Here is a 24,370-nt window from a genome sequence, read left to right as displayed (position 1 = left end):
GTGCAAATGAACTTTCCGGATTTGGATCGGTTTGATCGAGCGATCTTGGCGATTCTCTCAGAGGATGGGCGCATATCAGTTGCCGACCTAGCGCGGCGGATCGGGCTGTCGAAATCCCCAACCCAGGCGCGTCTAAAGCGACTTGAGGCTAGCGGGGTGATCACCGGGTATCGCGCCCTACTGGACCCGATCCGACTGGGGCTGGACCATGTGGCTTTTGTCGAGGTGCGCCTGACCGACACGAGAGAGAAGGCACTGGCCGAGTTTAACGCCGCAGTCCGCAAGGTGCCCGAAATCGAGCAAGCTCATATGATCGCGTCGAATTTCGACTATCTGCTGAAAATCCGCACTGGTTCAATGTCGGAATACCGCGCCGTTTTGGCTGAGAAGATATCCTCGCTTCCGCATGTGGCGAATACCTCGACCTTTGTGGCGATGGAGGCAGTTAAGGAAACCGTTGTTTCAGGCGCTTTGGACAGGGTGGGTTGACGAATTGCGCAAGCGCGTCACCATACGCGTATGAAGCGTTTTGTGTTCCCTCTGCTAGTGTTGGCGGCCCCTCCGGGTGTCGCCTGGTCTGAAGAATGCCCGTCCTCGCCGGATCATACCGAAAGCATCTCGGCCGTAATCGCGCAAATTCAGGATGTTGGAAACGAGGCCGAAGCCCAGACATTTTCCAATCAGTTATGGGAGTTCTGGACCGATGCGCCCGACGCTGTTGCGCAGGCCGTGCTGGACCGGGGCATGACCCGCCGCAGTGGCTGGGACCTTCGGGGCGCCATCGAGGAGTTTGACAAGCTCATCGAATACTGCCCGCACTATGCCGAGGGGTACAATCAGCGCGCCTTTGCATATTATCTTAGCCAGGATTTCGCATCTGCGTTGCCGGATCTGGACAAGGCGATCGAGCTGTCTCCGAACCATGTCGCGGCGATCAGCGGGCGCGCCCTGACGCTGCTTGGCTTGCATCGGATAGATGAAGCCCGTGCGGCACTGTCACATGCTTTGGAGCTTAATCCCTGGCTGTCCGAGCGCCACTTGATGGCTCCAGGCGGACCGTTGGAGCCGCCCGGTGAGGATATCTGAGGAATAGACGTCCCCGACCCATAGGACCGGGGACAATCTGGAACAGCTTAACCGACCAGCCCGTTATCGGTGCGCTTGATCGTGATCACCGACGAGCGCGGTGTGCCACCATCCGGCCATTCGCTGCCGGGATGCTGGATGCCGACAAACATGGTGCGCAGATCGCTGGACCAGGCCAGACCCGTGACCTCACACCCGTTTGGACCGGTCATGAAACGGGCGATTTCGCCTGTGACCGGATCGCCGACCAGCATCTGGTTGTTGCCGTGGCCTGCGAAGTCTTCTTCATTGTCGTCATTGCCGTCGGTCTGGATCCAGACCAGACCGGTCGAGTCGATGGTCATCCCGTCGGGTGAGTTGAACAGGTTGCCCTCGTTCACATTGGCCGACCCGGCGCGGGCGTCAGAATGCACTGTCGGATTGCCCGCCATGACATAGAGATCCCAAACGAACGCGTCGACTGCGTGGTCGTCGTTGTCCGGCTTCCAGCGAACGATCTGGCCATATTTATTGGCCTCACGCGGGTTGGGTCCGTTGGTCGACGTGTCGTCGCCCCCGGCATTTGGTTTCACGCCGCGGTTCTTGTTGTTGGTCAGACAGCAATAGGCTTCAACCGCTACCGGGCTGGAGGCCACCCATTCAGGACGGTCCATTGTGGTGCCACCTACTTTGGACGCCGCCATTCGGGTAAAGATCGCAATATCCGCCGCATCCATGCCTGTTGCATCCGGCGTCAGCGGCAGCCAGGTGCCTGTCATGTCGTCATCGAATTTCGCCACATAAAGCGTGCCGTCGTTCAACAGGCTCTGGGTTTCGCCGCCGGGCTGATAGGTTCCGTTCGAGACGAATTTGTACAGATACTCGCCCCGCTCATCATCGCCCATATAGACAACCACGCGGCCATCAGCGGCCAGAGTCACCTCGGCATTCTCATGCTTGAAGCGACCCAGACCAGTGTGTTTGACCGGGGTGCTGTCCGGTTTGGTCGGGTCGATTTCGACGATCCAGCCCACCCGGTGCGGCTCATTGGGGTTTTTGGAGGTATCGAACCGTGGGTCGAACAGCTCGTAGCCGTTCCAGCTTTCGGCTTTGACACCATAGCGCTTGAAGCCGTCCGCAACCTTCTGATCGTAGCTGGCGTTTTCGTCGCTGGAGCCGAAATAGCCGTTAAAGTTCTCTTCACAGGTCAGATACGTGCCCCAAGGCGTCTTGCCTGCACCGCAGTTGTTCATGGTGCCCAGCGAGGTTGTGCCGGTCGGGTCGGCCTCGGTCTTCAGCAGATCGTGGCCAGCGGCGGGGCCGACGATGTTCATCTCAGTGTTGTGGTGAATGCGCCGGTTGAACGGGCTGTCTTTAACCACGGACCAGCCTTCGGGGCCTTCGGTGATTTCCATCACGGTCACACCCTGCAGGTTTTGCAGTTTGCGCACGTCGTCAGCACTGGCTGGAACGCCTTCCTGCGCGGCGGGCAGGTTGATCTTACCGTTCGGATATTCGTGATTGATCGCAATCAGCTCATGACCCTGGAAGATAAAGGTCTCCATTCCGTCGGTATTCTCGCCAAAGATGCGGTCCGAGTTCTCGACTGGGCCGCCCTCGGCTAGGTCATAGCCATCGGCATCCGAAAACAGCGGGTCGCCCCAGCGCATCAGGATCTGCCAGTCGTACCCTTCGGGCACATGGACGGTGCCGTCGGTCTGTGCGGCGATTGGCGTGAAGGCAAAGCGGGATGCAGCCTGTGCCTGCGCCGAGGTCGAGCCAAACAGGCCGGTTCCCAACGCAGCCGCGCCAGAGCCGAAAGCCACGACACCGGACAGAAATCCGCGGCGGGAAATGGCGCTTTCGACGACACGGTCAAAGTCGTTTTCTTCGGGGCGGGGGAAATGCAGCTCGTCCCAGTCGTCGGCGGAAAGTGTGGTAGGGTCAACGTCTTTCATGGATTGCTCCTGGCTGTCTGTGAAAAGTCGATGAAACGGATTTAGGGGGCATTTGTGACAGGGTGATAACAGCGCCAATAACGATGGCGCCGGGATACTCAGGAAACAGATAAACTTAGGATGCGTTAGGATACGCCGATTGGATTAGCCCGTCAAAACGGGCTGATCACATCTTGTTATTATTGGCTTTTTGACAGGAAAAGCGGTCAGGTAAGGCGCTGACCGTCCGCATTGAACCGATAGGCCTTGTCCGGAGAATAGGCGAAACGCAATTCCTGCCCTTCGGATATCGCATGCTGGCCAAACAGCCGGGCGGTTATGGCGTGTTCGTTGATCTGCGCGATGACATTTGTGTCTCCGCCCAGCTTCTCAACATGGCTGACGCGTGCAGTGAGCGGGCCGTCATCTGCAAGGAACAGATCCTCGGGCCGAATGCCGATCGTGTTCTGACCGCTTTCGTTGAGCAATCCTTGAGGCAGAAAATTCATTGACGGCGAGCCGAGGAACCCTGCCACGAACTGGTTGGCGGGGTTGTTATACAGCTCCATCGGGCTGCCGATCTGTTCTACCTGGCCGTCACGCAGAACGACGATCTTGTCGGCCAATGTCATGGCCTCGGTCTGGTCATGGGTGACATAGATCATCGAGGCGTCCAGCGCGCGGTGCAGGTTGGCGATCTCGATCCGTGTGTTCATCCGCAAAGCCGCGTCCAGGTTGGACAGAGGCTCATCAAACAGGAACAGTTTGGGTTCGCGCACGATGGCGCGGCCAATGGCAACCCGCTGACGCTGACCGCCTGAGAGTTCGGACGGGAAGCGGTCCAGATAGGGTTCCAGGTTCAGCATTCGACTGGCAATGGCGACTCGGTCTTCGATCACTGACTTGGATTGTTTTTCCTGTTTCAGCGCCAGGGTCATGTTGCCCCGCACGCTGAGATGCGGATAGAGCGCATAGCTTTGGAACACCATCGCGATCCCACGCTTGGACGGCGGCACCAGATTGACTTGCTGACCTCCAATGTTGATCTCACCGGACGATGCATCCTCGAGCCCCGCAATCACCCGCAGCAGGGTGGACTTGCCACAGCCCGAAGGGCCGACAAAGACGACAAACTCGCCGTCTTCGACTTCAAGCGTGATGTCTTTTAGGACATGCACATTGCCGAAGGATTTATTGATTTTGTTCAGCGTCAGGGCGGTCATGTCGCTTGCTCCTCAAAGGAAACGGGCTGGCCAGTGCGGATGCTTTCATCTGCGGCCAGGCAAATGGCAAGGGATTGGACAGCGTCATTCATATGACGCGTCAGGTCTATGTCTTCGGCGATGGCGCGCAGCATATAGCCCTGTTCGGCATCGCAGAGTTCCTGGTGACCGGGTTCACCGGGCATGTCGATTGTGTGGTCGCCTTGCGGTGTGTGGACTAGCAGACCGCCAACCTTTGTGTGGCCGTCAATATCCGCCGAGGCGCCCTTGTTCCCGTCGGTGATCGAGACCGAACCGTTGGGCGACACTATATCTTTCACGAAGAACGCGGTTTCCGACATCATCGGGCCCCAGCCGGCCTCATACCAGCCGACCGAGCCGTCATTGAAAACCACCTGAAACTGCCCGTAATTGTACATGTCGGGCGCGATCTCATCTGACAGGCGCAGACCCATTCCGTGGACACGGACGGGCCGGGCATCGGTGATCTGACACATCACATCGACATAGTGAACGCCGCAATCCACGATGGGCGAGGTGGTCTGCATCAACGCTTTATGCGTCTCCCATTCCGCGCCGCTGGATTGCTGGTTCAGGTTCAGGCGGAATACATAAGGCCCACCCAGGTTGCGGGCCTCGGCAATCAGCCGCACCCACGAGGGGTGGTGGCGCAGGATGTAGCCAACAACCAATTTGCGGTTCAGTCGGGTGGCGGTTTCGACCACGCGCCGCGCATCAGCGACATTGGTGGCCAGCGGTTTCTCTACAAAGACATGCGCCCCGGCTTCCATCGCCGCACAGGCATAATCCGCATGGCTGTCGGAATAGGTGGCGATCACGACCAGATCCGGGTTTGTTTCGGCCAGCGCGGTTTCGAAATCCGAATAGGCAGGATAATCCGCCAGATCGGGGTCATCCACGCGCCCGGATCGGTTCACCAGCCCAGCAATTTGCACGTCCGGGTGATGGTGATGGGCCAGCGCGTGGCTGAACCCCATATTGCCAAGACCTGCGATCAGAACACGTGTCATTTGACAGCCCCTGACGTGATGCCGCGGATCAGCTGGCGTGAGAATATGACATAGAGAACCAGGACCGGCAGGATTGCCATCGACAAGGCTGACAGGACCGCGTTCCAGTCGGTGACAAATTGACCGATAAAGACCTGGCTGCCCAGCGTCAGGGTCTTGGTCTCTTCGGCGGGGGCCAGGATCAGCGGGAACCAAAGGTCGTTCCAGATCGGGATCATGTTGAACACCGCCACCGTCGCCATGGCGGGCCGCACCAGTGGCAGCACCAGGCGGAAGAAGATCGTATATTCCGACAGCCCATCAATGCGCCCGGCATTCTTAAGATCATCACTGACCTGTCGCATGAATTCGGACAGGATGAACACAGCCAGCGGCAAACCCTGTGCCGTATAGACCAGGATCAGCGCCCAAAGTGAGTTCACCAACCCGGTCGCCACCATCATCTCAAGGATTGCGACAGTGCCGATGCGGATCGGAATCATGATCCCCAGTGCCAGATACAGGCCCATCAGCAGGTTGCCTTTGAACTGGTATTCGGACAGCGCATAGGCCGCCATGGCACCGAACAGCAGGATAAAGAACAACGACGCCACGGTGACGATCATCGAGTTCTGAAAGTAGAGGAAGAAATCTCCCTGCTTCATCACCGTCTCATAGCCGATCAGCGAAAAACTGTCTGCGTTGGGCAGGGCCAGCGGTTCGCGAAAGATCGACCGGCGGGTTTTGAAGCTGTTGATCAGGATCACAAAGACCGGGAACAGCGCGATCAGCGTGTACAGGATCAACCCGGCATGCATTGCTGCGGTGTTGAGGGGGTTTTGGCGTGCTTTGTTCATCACTTGGCCCTCACAGTTGATACCGGCGCATCCGGGTCTGGATGCCGAACAGATAGATGCAGACGCCCACCAGGATGATTGCGAACATGGCCCCGGCGATGGCGGACCCCATATGCGGGTCGCCTAGTTGCAACTGGAAGCCGAAGAATGTGCGATACATGAAAGTACCTAGAATATCGGTTGAGAAATCCGGCCCCGCCAGCGCGCCTTGTGAGGCATAGATCAGGTCGAATGCGTTGAAATTTCCTACAAAGGTCAGGATCGAGATGATCCCGATCGAGGGCAGGATCAGCGGTAGTTTGATCTTCCAGAAGGCCGAGGCCCCGGTGATGCCGTCGATCTCTCCGGCCTCAAGGATTTCTTCGGGGATGGTCAGCAGGGCGGCATAGATCAGCATCATCGGGATGCCTACGAACTGCCAGACCGAGATCAGCGCCAGCGTGGTCAGCGCGTATTCCTCTTTGCCCAACCATGGCGCAAAGAGCGACTTTAGCCCAACCGCGTCCAGCATCGAGGGCGCTATGCCCCAGATCGGTGACAGGATCAGTTTCCAGGCAAAGCCCACGATCACAAAGCTGAGGATCGTTGGAATGAAGATGGCCGAGCGATAGAGGGCCGCAAACCGTAGGCGGGGGTGGCTGAGAAGGGCGGCCAGCGCGATGCCGATCGGGTTCTGAACCAACATATGGATCAGGAAGAACCAAAAATTATTACCCAGAGCATTCCAGAACTGATCCGACCAGTTGGGATCGAAAAACAGCGTCTGGAAATTCTGCAATCCGACAAACACGCGAGCCTGATCAACCTCTGTATACAGTGCAAGGCGCAGTGTGTTGAACAGCGGGAAAATCATCACAGCGGTATAGACGAGTACGGCAGGTGCCAGAAATACAACGATATGCCAGCGGATGCGGGGGCGGGTCATGGGATTGCTTTCAAAGGGGTGTCGGAGTTACCCGGGCGGTCGGCACCGCCCGGGTATGGATCAGCTTACTGATGCGGAGCGTACCAGGAGGCCAGGCCTTCCTGCAGTTCGGCACCCAGTTCCTCGGGGGATTTTGCGCCTTTGATGGCGGCAACCGAAGCGCCCCAGGTATCGTTTTCAAGGTTCGGTGTGCCACGCGACAGGATTTGATAGGTCGAGCGGATGGTCGATTCACACTCTTCGCGCCAGCCTACGATTTCCTTGGCCAGCGGGTCCTGCAGCTCGACCGGAGTGTTCGAGAGCGGGAAGAAGCCAGGCAGGGCGTTGCCGAAGATTTCGGCGAATTCCGGGCTTGCGACCCATGCCAGGAACGTCTCGGCAGCTTCGGGATTCGCGGTGGCCGCATTCATACCAATGCCAATGTCGGTGTGGTCCGAGATATAGCAGGTATCGCCCGCATTCTGGACTGGCGGCTTAAAGGCGCCCATTTCGAAATCGGCCTGCGCATTGAAGCCCGAAATTTCCCAGGATCCCGCAGGGTAGACGGCTGCGCGACCCAAGGTAAAGATGTTCTGGCTGTCGGGATAGGTCTGCGCCTCATATCCATCACCCAGATAAGCGCCCCAACGGGCCAGGGTGGCATAGGGGGCGGTCCAGGCTTCATCGGTCAGCTTTTGCTCGCCCGCGATCAGCGCCTGGCGGCCCTCTTCGCCTTTCCAATAGTTCGGGCCGATGTTGTTATAACCCATAGTGGCGGCTTCCCACTGGTCGTTGGTGCCCATCGCCATCGGGATATAAGTGCCGTCTTCCTTGATCTTGTCGAGGGCGGCAAAGAACTCGTCCTCGGTTGTGGGAACTTCGATACCCAGTTCGGCAAACGCGTCCTTGTTATAGATGAACCCGTGGATCACCGACGCCATCGGAACGCAGAAACTGGCCGAGCCGTCATCCGTTTGCCAGGCCGACTTGGCGACATCCGAGAAGTTGTTCATCGCTTCGACACCCGACAGGTCGCTCAGGTGGCCGGCCTCATAGAGGGCCAGTGATGCATCGAAAGGACGGCAGGTGATCAGATCGCCAGCCGAGCCCGCATCCAGTTTCGAGTTCAGGACAGCGTTGTATTCTGCCGGGGCCGAGGGTGTAAATTGCACTTTGATGCCGGGGTGTTTGGCCTCAAACGCAGGGATGATCTGGTCCTGCCATAGGGTCAGGTCGTCATTTCGCCAGCTCTCGATGGTCAGGGTCACATCATCCGCATAGGCAGCCGACGCCATCAGCGTCGTGCCTAGCAGAGCAAGTTTCAAGCTATTCTTAGTCATCCATATTCTCCCGATTGATGGTTATTATTCTATGGCCAGTGCGGCCGTTAGGATTCCGTCTGATGTTCGTAGGCGTTCGGTGGCTTCGGATGCCGAAACACCTTTTGCGGCGACAAGCACGGCGGGCTTCACATCACCGCGCGTTGCTTCCAGTGCGCGCTTTGCTGCGTCTGTGTCCACCTCGGCAATGCGGGTGACGATTCCGGCCGCGCGGGCGCGCAGTTTGTCATTGTCTGCGCGCAGGTTGACCATCATGCCGCCATGTACGTGGCCAAGGTCCAGCGCCATCAGCGACGACAGCATATTCAAAGCGATCTTTTGCGCCGTTCCCGCGCCCATCCGCGTTGATCCCGAAATCAGTTCGGGCGGGGTGGCTAGCAGGATCGGGATGTTGGTCTGTGTCAGCAGGGGACTGTTGGCGTTATTGGCGATGCCGATCAAGGTCGCGCCTTTTGCACGGGCGATGCCTGCGGCTGTCATCGTGTAGGGGGTCGACCCGCTTGCGGATACGGCGATCACCGTGTCCCGGGCTGACAAACTGTTCAGCGCTTCACGCAGGTCACCGTCGGCGTCTTCGGAATCACCCGGCATCTCGACACCCGTCGGAAGACCACCAGCCATGTGAATCCGCAACTGATCCGGCGTGATCGAGAAGGTCCCGCCCAGCTCTTGCGCGTCAGCCGCCGCCATCAAACCGGACGAGCCCGCCGCAACATAGTGCAGCATGCCGCCCGACCGGAGTGTCTCGGCCATCGCAGCGGCGCCCAATGCAATAGCCTGCGTGGCCGAACGCACCGCCGCTGCAGCAGCGATCTGCCCCTCGGCCAGCAACAGCGCCGACCCTGTCAGGTCTTCGCGGCTCAGGCTGGCGGCGTCGCGGTGCAGTTGTTCGGTTGACGGCAGCGTCAAGAGAATCCCCTCCCAGGTTTCCCGATTACAATACCTATTTAATACCACCTGTCCAACATTTTCTTTTCGATATTATTTAAGTGCTGATTTTAAAGGAAAAATCAAGATATTGGCGAAAATAGTATAAAACGAGGCTTTTCTAATCGAAATAGGTATTGTATTGGTATTGTCATGACTGAGTCCCTGAATAATGCTGTGCTGGCCATTGATGGCGGTGGAACGCGGTGTCGCGTTGCCTGCGAGGTTGCCGGAGTTTTTCACGGTGTTGAGGTCGGTGCTGCGAATGTCTCGACTGATTTTGAGGCCGGTGTTTCACAGATAAAACTTGGGTTAGACCAGCTGTCTGGCAAGCTTGGCATCGGGGTTGAGGGCTTGTTGGCAAGTCCTGCCTTTGTTGGTTTGGCTGGGGTCACGGATCAGACAATCGCAACCCGCCTGAGGGATGCGCTTGGTCTAAAGCACGCCCGGATAGAGGATGATCGTCCCGCAGCCTTGCGCGGGGCGCTGGGTGCGCAGGACGGGCTGATTGCCCATTGTGGTACAGGCTCATTTCTGGCCAGACAAACTGGTAGAGACATGCGCTTTGCCGGTGGCTGGGGCTCGGTCTTGGGGGATGAAGCCTCGGCCCAGTGGGTTGGAAGGATGGCATTGTCCTTGGCATTGCGTGCGTTTGATGGAACGCAGACCCGTTCGGACCTTTTGACCACTTTGCTGTCCGAGCATGACGGACCTGCCGGGATCGTTCGCTTTGCGGGGGCTGCAGACCCTGCGCAGTTTGGTGCCATTGCACCAAAAGTGACCTTGGCGGCTCAGAATGAAGACGAGGCCGCGCAACACATCATGCAGGCAGGTGCTGCTTACCTGGCCGATACAGCCGCGCGTCTGGGGTGGAGCCCGGGCACCGCGCTGTGCCTGACGGGCGGTATTGGTGGTCAATACGCGTCGTATCTGCCCGAAAACATGCAATCCGACCTGCGCGCGCCGTTAGGAGAACCGCTCGACGGGGCGCTTGCCCTGGCGAAGGAGGTAGAACATGAGCATCGCTGATTTTCTGCGCTCGGAATCCTGGCTGACCGCTGACAACGGCCCGCGATATGTGCAGCTGCGGCGCAGGCTGCAGGAGGGCATTGATACCGGCGTTCTGCCCCCCAATTCGTCGCTGCCGTCCGAGAGGGAACTTGTCGAGATCACCGACCTGTCGCGCGTCACTGTGCGCAAGGCGATTCAAGAGCTTGTCCAAGAGGGCGTGATCGAACAGCGTCAGGGCTCGGGCTCGTTCATCCGCGAGCGTATGGCGCGGGTCGAACAATCGCTGACGCATCTGACATCCTTCACCGAAGACATGACCAGCCGCGGAATGAAGACCGCCTCGAAATGGCTGGAGCGGGGGGTTTTTGCCCCGACACAGGAAGAGATTGCCGCCTTGAGCTTGTCCGAGGGTGAGCAAATTTCTCGTATCTACCGATTGCGCGAAGCCGATGGCCGTCCACTGGCGCTGGAAAAAGCGGCGCTACCTTTGGATATCCTGCCGAACCCGATCGAAGTGACCACCTCTCTGTACGAGGTCTTGGAGCAGTTGGGCCGCCGTCCTGTTCGGGCGGTTCAGAAGATCTCGGCCCTGAATTTGGCCGCGCGTGAGGCTGAACTGCTTGATGTTCCCGAGGGAGCCGCTGGGCTGAATATTGAACGTGTTTCTTTTCTCAGAAACGGACGCGTCGCCGAACTGACACGCTCACTTTATCGCGGCGATGCGTATGATTTTGTCGCTGAATTGCGGTTGTAACCTGAAAGGACGGAACTAGATGTCCGTAGAAATCTCGAAGATGCGTCAGGAAATTCTGGAAATTCCTGATGCCGTAGACCGATTGCTCAGCAATGGGGCTGACAATATCCGCCACGCCGCGCAGTTGGCGCGCGATGCTGATCCGCGTTTTCTGGTCACGGTGGCGCGAGGATCTTCGGATCACGCCTGCACCTATCTGAAATATGCATGCGAACTGTTGCTGAACCTTCCTGTTGCCTCGGTCGGGCCCTCGGTCAACTCGATCTATGGTGCCGAGCTTCGGGCGCAGGGTTCGTTGAGCATATCGGTGTCGCAATCTGGTCAAAGCCCGGACATCGTTGGCATGACGCGCGCGCTGAAACGATCTGGTGCCGTGACGGTCGCCATTACGAACAATACGGAATCCCACCTTGCAAATGCCACGGATGCCGTCCTGCATCTTCATGCCGGACCGGAATTGAGTGTGGCAGCAACCAAGACCTTTGTGACGTCTCTGGTGGCGGGGCTGTGGTTGCTGGCGGAAATCGCGGATGAGGCTGAGCTGAAGCAGGCCATATGGTCATTGCCCGGGTATCTTGGGAAGGCTGCACGATGCGACTGGACCCCGGCCGCCAATGCGATTTCCGGCCGGTCCCTGTTTACCTTAGGTCGCGGTCCATCGCTGGCGATCTCGAATGAAGCGGCGCTGAAGATCAAAGAGACCTGCCAGATCCACGCCGAGAGCTATTCGACTGCCGAAGTTCTGCACGGGCCGGTCTCAATCGTTGAAGAAGGGTTTCCAACCATTGTGTTCGCCGCCGGTGATGCCGCTGAACAAACAACGGCAGAAGCGGCTGATGCTTTGGCGGCAAAAGGGGCTACCGTTTTTGCCGCAACCTCGGCGGTGAAACGGGCGCAGCCTCTGCCGGTCGTCAGAACGGACCATTGGCTGACCGATCCCATCAGCACCATCACATCGTTCTACAGCATGGTTGAATCGGTCGCCTGCAATCGCGGAATTGACCCAGATGCCCCGCGTCACCTTAAGAAAGTTACGGAAACTGTATGACCTCTGAGACGGTTGTATTCAGAAACGGCACCTATTTCGACGGCACACGCCTGCTGGAGGGGCAGGCGGTTGTGTTTCGCCAAGGTAATTTGTCCGAGATCACCCCGGCAGACGGAACCGAAATCGCCGGGCAGCAGGTCGATCTGAACGGTGATATTCTCTGCCCCGGATTTGTGGACCTACAGGTCAATGGCGGCGGTAGTGTCATGTTCAACGATGATCCTTCTGTCGAGACTATCCAGCGCATTTCTCAAGCGCATAGAAAGCTTGGCGTCGCATCCTTTTTGCCCACCCTGATTACCGACACTGCGGCTAAGACCCAGCAGGCAATAGAGGCCGCGATCAAGGCTGTGGATGTCGGTGTTCCCGGTGTCGCTGGATTGCATCTGGAGGGACCGCATCTTTCGTTGGCGCGAAAAGGGGCGCATGACGCGGCGCTGATCCGCCCGATGGATGAAGATGATCTGACCACCCTGATAGCCGCGGCCAGCCGATTGCCTTGCCTCAAAGTAACCCTGGCGCCAGAAGCTGTGTCTGAGCGACAGGTTACCTCTTTGGCTGAGGCCGGAATTCTGGTGTCTCTGGGTCATAGCAATGCGGATTTTGCGACCTGTCAACGTTATGCTGCGGCGGGCGCGCGCTGTGTCACACATCTGTTCAACGCCATGAGCCAGCTTGGAAACCGCGAGCCTGGACTTGTAGGGGCGGCGCTGGCCAATGCGGGTTTGTCTGCGGGTCTGATTGCCGACAGTATACACGTACACCCTGAGGTCATGAGGGCGGCATGGGCGGCAAAGACCGGGCCGGCCCGGATATTTCTGGTCAGCGATGCCATGGCTGTTGCCGGAACAGAGGATGCCGAATTCAACCTTGAAGGGCGCCGTATTACCAGAACGGATGGCCGCCTGACGCTTGAAAATGGAACGCTGGCAGGGGCTGATCTGGATTTGACGACGGCTGTTCGCATCCTTGTCAAAATTGTCGGTGTCCCGCTGAAGGATGCGCTGAGCGCCGCAACGACCTATCCTGCGAAGCTGATTGGCTTGGCCGAATCTTCCAGTATGAATCTGGCATCCATGATCCGTATTTCGGCGGATCTTGAATCTTGCGATTGGGCGAATACCGCGCGCTGAATAAGCCGCGCGCTGCCGAAACGACCCCGGGAATACCGATGCACCGGGGTCCGTCCCCGGGTGTCATATGATTTTGTATTTCACGTGCGAACTGTGCTTGACGACACCTTGGGCATGGCATAAACCAGCCACCGCTGAGCGGGCGTCGTATACTGGCTATTACCTCAGCCTTCCAAGCTGATGAAGCGGGTTCGATTCCCGCCGCCCGCTCCAAATCAGCCCCAAAAATCTGCGTCAAATAGCCTTTCGTTTGGGCCATTCGGCTGCACCGCTTGACCCGGCGGGTTGTAGACGCCAAGAAGCGGGATACCGGAATTCGAACACGAAGTAAGGGCCTGACATGGCAAAACCCGTCTCAGCCAGTCCAGCAGCAAAACCCGCACCCGGTGCGGCTGAGGAACGGGCCAGGTCCAGGAAGATCGGTGTTCTGGCTTCGCTCTGGCCATTCATGAAGCCTTATCGATTGCAAATGATTGGGGCCTCTTTGGCCTTGGTTCTGACCGCCAGCATGACGCTGACATTGCCTTTGGCTGTCCGCCGTGTGGTCGACAACTTTCGGATCGAAGACGGAGAGCTACTGGATTGGTACTTTCTGGCGGCGCTGGGCATCGCCGCGATTCTGGCCGTCGGAACAGGTATCCGCTACGCGCTTGTTACGCGCCTGGGCGAACGCGTTGTCGCCGATATCCGCAAAGCCGTTTTTGATCGCGTCATCGGGATGAGCCCCGAATTCTATGAACGTATCATGACGGGTGAGGTGCTGAGCCGGATCACGACCGACACCACGCTGATTCAATCCGTGCTGGGCTCGTCAGTCTCGATCGCTCTACGCAATATGTTGATGTTTCTGGGCGGGCTTGTGCTGATGCTGCTGACCTCGGCCAAGCTGACCGGGATGGTCTTGTTGCTGATTCCGCTGGTTGTGGTTCCGATACTGGTATTGGGGCGGCGCCTGCGGGTTATTAGCCGGGAAAACCAAGACTGGATCGCAGCCTCATCGGGCAACGCCGGTGAAGCGCTGAGCGCAGTTCAAACCGTTCAGGCCTTTACCCATGAGCAGGCCAGCCGAAATCAGTTCGGTGAGATGACCGAAACGTCCTATACTGTCTCGCTGCGCCGAATTCAGACCCGGGCCGTGTTGACCGTTATCGTTATATTCCTGGTGTTTTCCGGAATCGTCGGCGTGTTGTGGATGGGGGCGAATGATGTCCGCAACGGTGTCATGACCGAGGGCGTTCTGATCCAGTTCGTGATCTATTCGATCATCATGGCCGGTTCGGTCGCGGCCCTGTCCGAAATCTGGAGCGAATTGCAGCGTGCGGCCGGTGCGACCGAGCGGTTGGTCGAGTTGTTGAATGCTCAGGACACCGTGAACGATCCCGGCCAAGCGCAAGCTTTCCCCGCGCCCGTGCGCGGCGAGATTCAGTTCGACGATGTGACTTTCCGCTACCCGGCGCGTCCGGATGTCGTGGCATTGAATGAACTGTCGCTGACAGTCAACCCCGGGGAAACCGTCGCATTTGTCGGCCCCTCGGGGGCTGGAAAAACAACCGTGATCCAGATGATTCAGCGATTCTATGATCCTGACTCGGGACGCGTTTGTTTGGATGGCATTGACCTGCGAGATTTGGATCGTTCCAATTTCCGCCGTCATATGGCACTTGTGCCTCAGGATCCCACGATATTCGCAGCATCGGCGCGCGAAAATATCCGATTTGGGCGGCTCGATGCGACGGATGCCGAGGTTGAAGACGCAGCTCGCGCAGCTGCGGCCCACGAATTCATCTCGACGCTGCCCGAAGGCTATGACAGCTTTGTAGGAGAGCGAGGCGTCATGCTGTCCGGGGGACAAAAACAGCGGATCGCCATCGCCCGCGCCATTCTGCGCGATGCTCCGATCCTGTTGTTGGATGAGGCGACATCGGCATTGGACGCTGAAAGCGAGCGCGCTGTGCAAGGGGCTGTCGACAGGTTGCGTGCAGGGCGGACGACGCTGATTGTTGCGCACAGATTGGCAACCGTGAAAAAAGCCGACCGCATCATCGTCCTGGAGAACGGGCAGATCGTTGCGCAGGGAACGCATGACGATCTGGTATCGCAGGATGGGCTGTACGCGCGTTTGGCACGGTTGCAATTTACCGATGGTGTTGCAGCAGAGTAACCTGATGGCGAGATATTTTGTTTTGCGCCCCAGCGTCATTCTACATTCTAAGTTGTTCTGCCGTTAAGCCCTTACTTGCACATGAGCGGGTTTTACTTTCATCCTAGATGAGAGCCTGCGCGTGACGCAGTAAAAGTACAGGGAGGAACTAATGGCATTCGCGGGATTAGACGATAAGGCAAGAATAGAAAATGAAATGCCGTGGGAGGATCGAGACGTACCGGTAACCTTTCATCAGTTACTTTCTCGAACGGCGGCCAAGTTCCCCGACCACAAGGCCATTAGCTTTCAGCTGTTTTCCGGCCCAGCCGATAAGGCCGAGACACTGACGTGGTCTGATCTGCTGGGTAAGGTCAATCAGGCCGCCAATCTTTTCAGATCTCTGGGTATCGGTGAAAACGATGTGGTGGCCTATGTTCTGCCCAACTGCAACGAAACTCTGGTGACCCTTATGGGAGGGGCCGTCGCAGGGATCGTGAACCCGATCAACCCGTTGTTGGAGCCCGAGCAAATCGCAGCAATTTTGCGCGAGACGAAAGCCAAGGTTGTTGTGACGCTAAAGTCATTTCCCAAAGCCGATGTTGCACAGAAGGTGGAAGAGGCCGTACGCCACGCGCCCGGTGTGAACACAATTCTGGAAATCGACCTGAATCGCTATCTGACGCCTCCGAAATCGTGGATCGTGCCCCTTGTGCGTCCCAAAATGGGCGACAAGGCTAAATTGGCTCATGCGGATTATTTGAATTTCAGCAAAGAGCTGGCGAAACAGCCCAAGACACTGACATTCGAAGACAGTAAATCAGACCGTGTTGCGTGCTATTTCCATACTGGTGGTACAACCGGCATGCCCAAGGTTGCACAACACAAATATTCCGGCCTGATCTATAATGGCTGGTGTGGTGGCACCTTGTTGTTCGACGAAAACGATGTGGTCATGTGCCCACTGCCCATGTTCCACGTCTTTGCTGTGCATGTGATCGTCATGGCTGCGGTGAGTTCGGGTGCACATGTGGTCTTCCCGACGCCTCAAGGATATCGCGGGGATGGCGTTTTCGACAATTTCTGGAAACTGATCGAGCGTTGGAAAGTCAGCTTTATCATCACGGTTCCGACAGCGATCTCCGCCAAAATGCAGCGCCCTGTCGACGCTGATATCTCGTCAGTGAAAACAGCCTTCTCAGGCTCGGCTCCTTTGCCGGTTGAACTGTTCCGTCGCTTTGAAGAGGCCACCGGCGTCACTATAGTCGAAGGCTATGGCCTGACCGAAGCCACCTGCCTTGTGTCGTGCAATCCGGTGGATGGCGAAAAGAAGATCGGTTCGATTGGCGTTCCGTTCCCTTATACGGATGTGAAAATCCTGCAGGATGGACCCGACGGTCCGACCGAATGTGGAACTGATCAGATTGGTGAGATCTGTATCTCGAACCCCGGCGTATTTGCGGGCAACACGTATACAGAGGTCGAAAAGAACGTGGGCCTGTTCCACTATGACAAATATCTGCGCACCGGTGATTTGGGCCGGTTTGACGATGATGGCTATTTGTGGATCACCGGTCGTGCCAAGGATTTGATCATTCGCGGCGGGCACAATATCGACCCGGCCGAGATCGAAGAGGCGCTGTTGGGGCATGAGGCCGTGGCATTTGCCGGTGCGATCGGTCAACCAGACGCCCATGCGGGCGAAGTGCCCTGTGCCTTTGTCGAACTGGTCTCTGGGGCCAGTGTGACAGAGCAGGAGCTGATGGAATACTGCAGGGTTCACGTTCACGAGCGTGCCGCGCAACCTAAGCACATGACCATTCTGGACGAACTTCCCAAGACGGCAGTGGGTAAAGTCTTTAAGCCCGAGCTACGTAAGCAGGCGATCACACGCATCTACAATGGTGCGCTTGAAGACGCAGGCGTTGCTGCGCGTGTGGTTTCGGTTCTGGATGATAAAAAGCGCGGGCTTGTCGCGCAGCTTGACGCCAACGGTTCCTCGGACGACGATGTCAGCAAATTGCTGGGATCGTTCACCCGGCCATGGGAGTGGGCTGCCTGATCGCGGAGGGGCTATGAACTATGAACGTCTGATTGATGAAGAAACCTGGGCGTTCATAAGACGAACGGCTGAAAGCTATCCTGATGACGCGGTCGAATTGTCGATCGAAGATCAGCGCGGCGTCTATGACGTAATGTGCAAGGATTTTCGCCAACCTCGCCCAATGGGTGTTGAAACAGAAGACAGGCGCGCCGATGGCGTGCCTGTTCGCATTTACACCGCAGGCAATCCAAGCCGGACGGTGATCTATTTCCACGGAGGCGGGTTTGTCGTCGGCGGACTGGACAGTCACGACGATGTCTGTGCCGAACTTTGTGCACAAACTGGGTATCGGGTGATTGCCGTGGATTACCGCCTGAGCCCCGAACATATTCATCCTGCCCAGTTTCACGATAGCTGGGCGGCAACCAACTGGGCGGTGCAAGAGTTCCAGGACCCTTTCGTTCTGGCGGGCGACAGCGCGGGTGGAAATCTGGCCGCCGCAGTTTCACAGCACGGACGGACGCAGTTCGACAATCTTCTTGGTCAGGTCCTCATCTATCCAGGCTTGGGCGGAGATTCATCCCGTGGTTCCTATAAGGAACATGCCCATGCGCCTTTGCTGACGCTGGAGGATGTAAGTTTTTACGAGAAGATGCGCTGTGGTGGAGATGTGCCGGAAAACGACCCGACATTCGCTCCATTGCATGACACGGATTTCTCGGGGCTGCCCCCAACCGTGGTGGTAACTGCAGATTGTGATCCCTTACGTGATGATGGTGCGATCTATTGCGAGCAGATCAGGGCTGCAGGTGGGCAAGCTCATTGCATCAATGAACCCGGCCTTGTGCACGGCTATCTGCGGGCGCGCACCATGGTCAAACGTGCGGCGGACAGCTTCGAGAGGATCTCGGTGGCGATAGAGGCGTTGGGCCAGCAGATCTGGCCCTACGACTGATTCCCTACTTCAAGAAGGGCTGACCCTTCATGGTTTCGGCAACCGGGGCACCCAAACGGCCCAGAATCGTGGGCGCCAGTTGTAGCTGGTCGATCACAGCGTCCGCATCGGGGCCTTCGGCGTCACCGAAGTAATACAGCGCGGTTTCCTGCTGCAATGCGCCACGCCCACCGTGATGGCCACGATCGTCCTGGCCGTGATCTGCGGTAACGATGACGTCGTAACCCAACTGCCGCCAGCGCGGGATAAACGGGGCCAGCATTTCGTCCATCACGAAACAGGCATGGTCCATCTCTTCACATTCATGAAAGAATCTGTGACCCATGCTGTCCAAAGTGCTGGTATGCAGCAATCCATAGTCCAAGCCATGGCGTAGGCAGAGATTTGTCAGCGTCGCGAACAGATCGACGTCACAGGGCGTCATCTGGTTGGCTTTGCCATAGCCTGTCATCGTGTGGAACCGACCATGATTGATCGTTTTGCTGTTGGGCTCGTCGTATTCAACATCGCGGACATAGTCGAATGGATGGCGGTTAAAAAATTGCGACCAGAAGCTGTGGGCCACAGCCCCAGTCACGCCGCCGGCTTCGCGCACTTGGCTGAAGATGTCCTTCTGACTCAGGCGGAACACGTTGCCATTGCCGGTACAGCCATGCTCCTGCGGTGTAACACCGGTATGGATCGAGGCATAGCAGCTTGCCGAGATTGACGGCAGCACAGCGCGCTTCTTCCAAACGCGCGCCTCGCCGGTGTCGACCCAGCCTTCCAGATTGCCGAACAAACGACGGAAATTGCGCCATGGAACACCGTCCAGAATGATGAGGAGAAGTTTGCGGTCCATGCTCTGACCCTTTTTCAGATTGCTTCAGCCGACCCTAAAAGATTCGGTGCGGTCTGGCTGCCTGATCCCGCCCCAAATGGCAAAATCCCGACACCTTGATCGAATGGCGCCGGGATTTCATAAACTTACAGGAAGGGCCGGGATCAGTTCCCGGCGCTTTCCATTTTGCGGTGGGCGACGACCTCTTCCAGCCAGCCCAGATGCATTTCGGGGACAGAGCTGAGCAGTAGGTCGGTATAGTCGTCAAACGGTGGGCTCAGCACCTGCGACTTGGGGCCGTAGCGGACGACTCGGCCCTGATACATCACCGCAATACTGTCGCTGATCGCGCGCACTGTTGCCAGATCGTGGGTGATGAACAGATAGGCCACATCCTCGATCTTTTGCAGGTCCAGCAGCAGTTTGAGGATACCATCCGCGACTAGCGGATCCAGCGCCGAGGTGACCTCGTCACAGATGATCATCTTGGGCTTGGCCGCCAATGAACGCGCAATGCAAACACGCTGTTTCTGGCCGCCAGACAGTTCCGCCGGATAGCGATCCATGTACTTCTCGCCCAGCTCGATCTCATCCAGCAGTTCCACGATCCGCTTGCGCTTTTCGGCGCCGCGCATACCGAAGTAGAACTCCAGCGGGCGCCCGATGATCGTGCCGACGGTCTGACGCGGGTTCATCGCCACGTCTGCCATCTGATAGATCATCTGCAACTCACGCAGGTCTTCACGGCTGCGGCCCTTCAGATCGCCACTGAGCTTGCGTCCGGCGAAATTGATCTCGCCATCGCGCGGTGGAAGCAGCCCAGTGATCACCCGTGCCAGCGTGGACTTGCCAGAACCGGATTCGCCCACAACCGCTAATGTTTGGCCCGGATGGAGCTCGACATTGACGTTGTGCAGCACGTCGAAATTCAGCCCCTTATAGCGCGCAGTGATCCCGTCAACTGTCAGCACTGGTTCGGAAGTTGGCTTCTTTTCTTCATGTTCGATGGAGCGGACCGAGACCAGCGCCTTGGTATACTCTTCCTGCGGGTTGTTGATGATCTGATCGGTGTTGCCGTACTCGACCGTGTTACCCATGCGCAGAACCATGATGTCGTCGCTGACTTGCGCAACGACTGCCAGATCGTGGGTGATATAGAGCGCGGCAACGCCGGTATCACGAATGGCTTCCTTAATGGCCATCAGAACATCGATCTGGGTGGTCACATCCAGCGCAGTTGTCGGTTCGTCGAACACCACCAGATCAGGCTCAGGACAAAGCGCCAGCGCTGTCATACACCGCTGTAGCTGACCGCCCGAAACTTGGTGCGGATAGCGATCACCAATATTGTCCGGATCGGGAAGCCCCAGCTTGGCGAACAGTTCCCGCGCGCGGGCTTCGGCCTCTTTACGCGAAAACTTCTTGTGCTCCACCGCGGCTTCGATCACCTGATCCATGATCTTCTTGGCTGGGTTGAACGATGCTGCGGCGGATTGCGAAACATATGCTACTTCGCCTCCGCGCAGATTGCGGATATCGCTATGCGGGGTTTTCAGGATATCGCGCCCGTTAACCCAAACCTCTCCGCCGGTGAGTTCAACACCACCTCGGCCATAGGCCATTGAGGCCAGACCAATGGTGGATTTACCGGCCCCGGATTCACCGATCAGCCCCAACACCTTGCCGCGTTCAAGGTCAAAGCTGACCCCGTGCACGATTTCGATATCATGGGGTTTTTCACCCGGTGGATAGACGGTCGCGCCGATTTTGAGGTCGCGGACCTTGAGAAGGGTATCACTCATCCCCGGCCTCCTTTCAGCGATGTGGTACGGTTCAGGACCCAGTCAGCTACAAGGTTGACCGAGATGGCGAGGGTCGCGATGGCAACAGCCGGATATAGCGCCGCGCCGATGCCATAGACGATACCGTCTTTGTTTTCCTTCACGATTCCACCCCAATCCGCCAGCGGCGGTTGGACGCCCAAACCCAGGAACGAGAGGGTCGAGATAAACAGAACCATAAAGATGAACCGCAATCCGAACTCGGCCACCAGAGGCGACAGAGCATTGGGCAGGATTTCCCGGAAGATGATCCAGATACGACCCTCACCGCGCAGCTTGGCAGCCTCAACATAGTCCATCACATTGATATCCACAGCGACAGATCGCGACAGGCGATAGGGGCGTGTGGCATCCAGCAGGCCCATCACCAGGATCAGGATCGGGACAGTCACCGGGACAATCGCCAGAATGACCAGCGCCAGGATCAGTGTCGGGATCGACATGACCAGGTCAACCGCTCGGCTGAGGACCTGATCGGCCCAGCCACCAAGAACAGCGGCCAGCAAGCCCAGCGTGGTGCCGGTGGCAAAGCTGAGGATTGTGGCAGCAGCAGCGATAAAGATGGTCGTGCGCCCGCCATAGATCATGCGAGTTAGCAGATCGCGCCCGATATTGTCCGTACCCAACAGGTGTTTGGCACTGGACGGTTCCCAGACATCACCGACCACCTCAGCCATGCCGTAAGGAGCGATCAGGGGTGCCGCGAGCGCCACGAAAAAGTACAGCCCGGTGAAAAACAGACCGATCATGGCCGAAATAGGAAGATTCTTCATCATTTCGGGTGCCTCAGTCTTGGATTGGCAAGGATGGACACGATATCGGCAACCATGTTCAGCCCGATATAGACCGCAGCGAAGACAACGCCGCAGGCCAGAACCACAGGCACGTCACGCTTGGTCACCGAGTCCACAAGATATTGCCCCATGCCAGGGTAAACGAACACCACTTCGACCACGACGACGCCCACGACCAGATAGGCCAGGTTCAGCATAACAACGTTGACAATGGGCGAAATCGCGTTGGGGAAGGCATGTCGCGCGATGACCTGAAAACTGGACAAACCTTTCAGCTCAGCCGTTTCGATATAGGCCGACTGCATCAGGTTTAGGATTGCGGCGCGGGTCATCCGCATCATCTGTGCCAATACCACCAGCGTCAGCACAAAGGCCGGCAAGGCGATTGCATAGAGCTTTTCACCGAAGGACATCGAATCGTTGATCATCGCAAGCGAGGAAAACCAGCCCAGTTTTACGGAAACGAAATAGATAATCACGTAGCCGATCAGGAATTCGGGGATCGAAACCGTAGTAAGTGTAACGGCAGAAATCAGTTTGTCCGGCCAGCGATTGCGGAACCGGACGGCCAGCAGGCCCAGAAATATGGCTAGCGGTACGGATACAACGGCGGCGGCACAGGCCAAAAACAGTGTATTGCCCAGTCGTTTGCCGATGCTTTCTGCGATGTCGAGTTTGTTGGTGAGTGATTGACCGAGATCGCCCTGAGCAATTCCTCCAAGCCATTCAGCATATCGGGTTAGGGCAGGGCGGTTGAGGCCCATTTCTTCGCGCAGGTTCGCCAGCGCTTCTGGGGTTGCGGATTGACCGAGGACCGCTTGTGCAGCGTCGCCCGGCAAGGCTTCGGTGAGGCCGAAAATCAGAGCCGATGCACCGAAGAGAAGCAGGAATCCCAGCGCAAGGCGCTGGGAGACCAGTTTGATGATAGGATGCATAATCCGATGCCCTTATCAGGCGAACCACATCTTGCGCGACATCTGGCCGTTCATCATCTCTTGTCCTGGGTCGGTTTCCCAACCAGCAAGTTGATTGCTGACGCCTTCGACAAAATCATTGAACATCGGGCAGATTACGCCGCCTTCGTCGCGGACCATCATGCCCATCTTTTTGTAGATGTCCTTGCGCTTGTCGTTATCCAACTCGGCACGGGCTGCGAACAGCATCTCGTCAAATGCCGGAACCTTGAACCGGGTGTCGTTCCAGTCCGCAGTCGACAGATACGCGGTCGAATACATCTGATCCTGCACCGGACGGCCACCCCAGTACGAGGCGCAGAACGGCTGAACGTTCCAAACCTCGGACCAATAGCCGTCGTTGGGCTCGCGCTTGATTTCCAGCGGAATACCAGCCTGAGCGGCGGTTTGCTGGAACAGAGCGGCCGCATCCACGGCGCCCGGGAAGGCACCATCCGCAACGCGCAGAATGATCGGCGAGCCGTCATGGCCGGACTTCTTATAATGCTCGGCAGCTTTTTCGACGCTGAACTCACGCTGCGGGATCGAACCGTCAAACAGCGGATAGGCTGCGTTAACCGGCATGTCGTTACCGACAGAGCCATAGCCACGCAGAACCTTGTCGACCAATTCCTGACGATTAATAGCGTACTTCAGTGCAAGACGCAGTTCGTTGTTGTCGAATGGGGCGGTGTCACAATGCATGATGAACACATAGTGGCCACGGCCTGCGGTCGAATTCACCGTAAGGTTTGGCGCGCGGCCTAACAGATCGGCTACCTTGGGTTCAACGCGGTTGATCGCGTGAACCTGACCGGATTGAAGCGCGGCGGTTCGTGCGGTTGCATCGTTGATGACAACCACTTCGACACTGTCGAAGTTGCCGTAGTCGCTCCAATGGTTAGCGAATTTCTTGAACACGTGGCGCACGCCAGGTTCGTCGACTTCCAGCTGGTATGGGCCGGTACCAATGCCTGCACCAGGATTGTCCATGCCGCCATCCGGCTGAATGATCAGGTGATAGTCTGCCATCAGATAAGGCAGATCGGCATTCGGCTCGGTCAGAGTAACCTGGAAGTTGTCTCCGTCGGCCTTCATCGACTCGATACCCTTCATGATGCCCAGGGCACCCGATTTGGAATCTTCATTCGAGTGGCGTTCCATGGTCTTCAGCACGTCTTCGCTGGTCATGGTCTTGCCGTTGTGGAATTCTACGCCCGGGCGCAGCTTGAAGGTCCAGACCTTGGCGTCAGCACTGCCTTCTACGCTTTCGGCAAGACGTGCTTCGATCGATCCATCGGGCGCAACCTCGACCAGCGTGTCGCCGAACTGTTTGCCGTTCTGGAACGGGACCGAGCTGGCATAGGTGGCCGGGTCCAGCGAGTTGGTGGATTCCCCGCCCTGCAGGCCAATCTTCAGATCACCGCCCTTTTTCGGATCGGCCGCGCGTGCAGCATCGGCAAACATTGTGCTGGCCATCGCAGCAGACACACCAAGTGCTGCAGCTTTCCCCATAAATTCGCGGCGGGTCAGCTTGCCGGCTGTAACCTGCTTGGCCATGTGAGTGATTTGTTCGTTCATTCAGATATCTCCCAGTGATTTATCTCGTCAGCC

General features: G+C 57.5%; 21 protein-coding genes and 1 tRNA gene. 10 read left to right on the top strand and 12 right to left on the bottom strand.

Going from position 1 to position 24,370, the window contains the following annotated elements; translation table 11 throughout:
* The first annotated feature begins 6 nt into the window (after positions 1-6).
* Together AC2FJ5_RS10400 and AC2FJ5_RS10395 are read left to right on the top strand one after the other, a co-directional pair.
* Positions 7-489, top strand: a complete 483-nt coding sequence (locus AC2FJ5_RS10400; RefSeq protein WP_425595921.1) for an Lrp/AsnC family transcriptional regulator — start codon at positions 7-9, stop codon at positions 487-489.
* Between the two features lie 30 nt (positions 490-519).
* The gene (locus AC2FJ5_RS10395) at positions 520-1,086 is read left to right on the top strand and encodes a tetratricopeptide repeat protein (protein ID WP_496701955.1); all 567 of its coding nucleotides are present in this window, start codon (positions 520-522) and stop codon (positions 1,084-1,086) included.
* 47 nt (positions 1,087-1,133) lie between these two features.
* On the opposite strand, the gene AC2FJ5_RS10390 is transcribed toward AC2FJ5_RS10395, so the two are convergent.
* The 7 genes from AC2FJ5_RS10390 to AC2FJ5_RS10360 all read right to left on the bottom strand — a co-directional run bounded on the left by AC2FJ5_RS10390 (position 1,134) and on the right by AC2FJ5_RS10360 (position 9,245).
* Positions 1,134-3,023: a PhoX family protein gene (locus AC2FJ5_RS10390; RefSeq protein ID WP_496793298.1), complete on the bottom strand. Its 1,890-nt coding sequence runs from the start codon at positions 3,021-3,023 to the stop codon at positions 1,134-1,136.
* A gap of 206 nt (positions 3,024-3,229) precedes the next feature.
* Positions 3,230-4,225 carry an ABC transporter ATP-binding protein gene (locus AC2FJ5_RS10385; RefSeq protein ID WP_496793296.1) on the bottom strand — a complete coding sequence of 332 codons (996 nt, stop codon included), beginning with the start codon at positions 4,223-4,225 and terminating at the stop codon, positions 3,230-3,232.
* Positions 4,222-5,256, bottom strand: a complete 1,035-nt coding sequence (locus AC2FJ5_RS10380; RefSeq protein WP_496701961.1) for a Gfo/Idh/MocA family protein — start codon at positions 5,254-5,256, stop codon at positions 4,222-4,224. Before AC2FJ5_RS10380 ends, AC2FJ5_RS10385 begins: the two co-directional genes overlap by 4 nt.
* Entirely contained in the window at positions 5,253-6,092 is an 840-nt protein-coding gene (locus AC2FJ5_RS10375; protein WP_142636672.1) for a carbohydrate ABC transporter permease, read from the bottom strand. The genes AC2FJ5_RS10380 and AC2FJ5_RS10375 overlap by 4 nt, the downstream gene beginning before the upstream one ends.
* Before the next feature lie 10 nt (positions 6,093-6,102).
* Entirely contained in the window at positions 6,103-7,017 is a 915-nt protein-coding gene (locus AC2FJ5_RS10370; protein ID WP_496708725.1) for a carbohydrate ABC transporter permease, read from the bottom strand.
* A 65-nt stretch (positions 7,018-7,082) separates the two neighbouring features.
* Entirely contained in the window at positions 7,083-8,336 is a 1,254-nt protein-coding gene (locus tag AC2FJ5_RS10365) for an ABC transporter substrate-binding protein (RefSeq protein WP_282021497.1), read from the bottom strand.
* Positions 8,337-8,360: 24 nt separating this feature from the next.
* Positions 8,361-9,245, bottom strand: coding sequence for an N-acetylmuramic acid 6-phosphate etherase (locus tag AC2FJ5_RS10360; protein ID WP_496701963.1), 885 nt, complete (start codon positions 9,243-9,245; stop codon positions 8,361-8,363).
* Between the two features lie 171 nt (positions 9,246-9,416).
* On the opposite strand from AC2FJ5_RS10360, the gene AC2FJ5_RS10355 reads away from it, so the two are divergent.
* The 8 genes from AC2FJ5_RS10355 (at position 9,417) to AC2FJ5_RS10320 (ending at position 18,348) form a co-directional block, all read left to right on the top strand.
* Positions 9,417-10,292, top strand: a complete 876-nt coding sequence (locus tag AC2FJ5_RS10355) for a glucosamine kinase nucleotide-binding domain-containing protein (protein ID WP_496793295.1) — start codon at positions 9,417-9,419, stop codon at positions 10,290-10,292.
* Positions 10,279-11,028 carry a GntR family transcriptional regulator gene (locus AC2FJ5_RS10350; protein WP_496708727.1) on the top strand — a complete coding sequence of 250 codons (750 nt, stop codon included), beginning with the start codon at positions 10,279-10,281 and terminating at the stop codon, positions 11,026-11,028. The genes AC2FJ5_RS10355 and AC2FJ5_RS10350 overlap by 14 nt, the downstream gene beginning before the upstream one ends.
* Positions 11,029-11,047: 19 nt before the next feature.
* Positions 11,048-12,076, top strand: a complete 1,029-nt coding sequence (locus tag AC2FJ5_RS10345) for an SIS domain-containing protein (RefSeq protein ID WP_496793294.1) — start codon at positions 11,048-11,050, stop codon at positions 12,074-12,076.
* Complete coding sequence (gene nagA, locus AC2FJ5_RS10340) at positions 12,073-13,209, top strand: N-acetylglucosamine-6-phosphate deacetylase (protein WP_496793293.1); 1,137 nt, start codon at positions 12,073-12,075, stop codon at positions 13,207-13,209. Before AC2FJ5_RS10345 ends, nagA begins: the two co-directional genes overlap by 4 nt.
* A gap of 138 nt (positions 13,210-13,347) precedes the next feature.
* Positions 13,348-13,422, top strand: a tRNA-Gly gene (locus AC2FJ5_RS10335).
* A 127-nt stretch (positions 13,423-13,549) separates the two neighbouring features.
* Positions 13,550-15,370, top strand: coding sequence for an ABC transporter transmembrane domain-containing protein (locus tag AC2FJ5_RS10330; RefSeq protein WP_281972701.1), 1,821 nt, complete (start codon positions 13,550-13,552; stop codon positions 15,368-15,370).
* Between the two features lie 151 nt (positions 15,371-15,521).
* Positions 15,522-17,411, top strand: coding sequence for an acyl-CoA synthetase (locus AC2FJ5_RS10325; protein ID WP_496793292.1), 1,890 nt, complete (start codon positions 15,522-15,524; stop codon positions 17,409-17,411).
* Positions 17,412-17,424: 13 nt separating this feature from the next.
* Complete coding sequence (locus AC2FJ5_RS10320; RefSeq protein WP_496793290.1) at positions 17,425-18,348, top strand: alpha/beta hydrolase; 924 nt, start codon at positions 17,425-17,427, stop codon at positions 18,346-18,348.
* Between the two features lie 4 nt (positions 18,349-18,352).
* Here the strand turns inward: AC2FJ5_RS10320 and AC2FJ5_RS10315 are convergent, their stop codons facing one another.
* The 5 genes from AC2FJ5_RS10315 to AC2FJ5_RS10295 form a co-directional block, all read right to left on the bottom strand.
* Positions 18,353-19,189 (bottom strand): alkaline phosphatase family protein, encoded by an 837-nt coding sequence (locus tag AC2FJ5_RS10315; RefSeq protein WP_496690969.1) that lies wholly within the window; start codon positions 19,187-19,189, stop codon positions 18,353-18,355.
* A gap of 143 nt (positions 19,190-19,332) precedes the next feature.
* Positions 19,333-20,970, bottom strand: coding sequence for an ABC transporter ATP-binding protein (locus tag AC2FJ5_RS10310; protein ID WP_496677699.1), 1,638 nt, complete (start codon positions 20,968-20,970; stop codon positions 19,333-19,335).
* Entirely contained in the window at positions 20,967-21,782 is an 816-nt protein-coding gene (locus tag AC2FJ5_RS10305) for an ABC transporter permease (RefSeq protein ID WP_142636698.1), read from the bottom strand. The genes AC2FJ5_RS10310 and AC2FJ5_RS10305 overlap by 4 nt, the downstream gene beginning before the upstream one ends.
* The gene (locus tag AC2FJ5_RS10300; protein ID WP_496793289.1) at positions 21,782-22,738 is read right to left on the bottom strand and encodes an ABC transporter permease; all 957 of its coding nucleotides are present in this window, start codon (positions 22,736-22,738) and stop codon (positions 21,782-21,784) included. Before AC2FJ5_RS10300 ends, AC2FJ5_RS10305 begins: the two co-directional genes overlap by 1 nt.
* A 15-nt stretch (positions 22,739-22,753) precedes the next feature.
* A complete protein-coding gene (locus AC2FJ5_RS10295; RefSeq protein ID WP_496793287.1) occupies positions 22,754-24,337 on the bottom strand; it encodes an ABC transporter substrate-binding protein in 1,584 nt (527 codons plus the stop codon).
* Positions 24,338-24,370: the final 33 nt, after the last annotated feature.

Source organism: Ruegeria sp. CDSA221 (assembly GCF_059611825.1).
The sequence above is the reverse complement of the archived record's forward strand: the minus strand, read 5'-3'. Positions and strand labels throughout refer to the sequence as shown.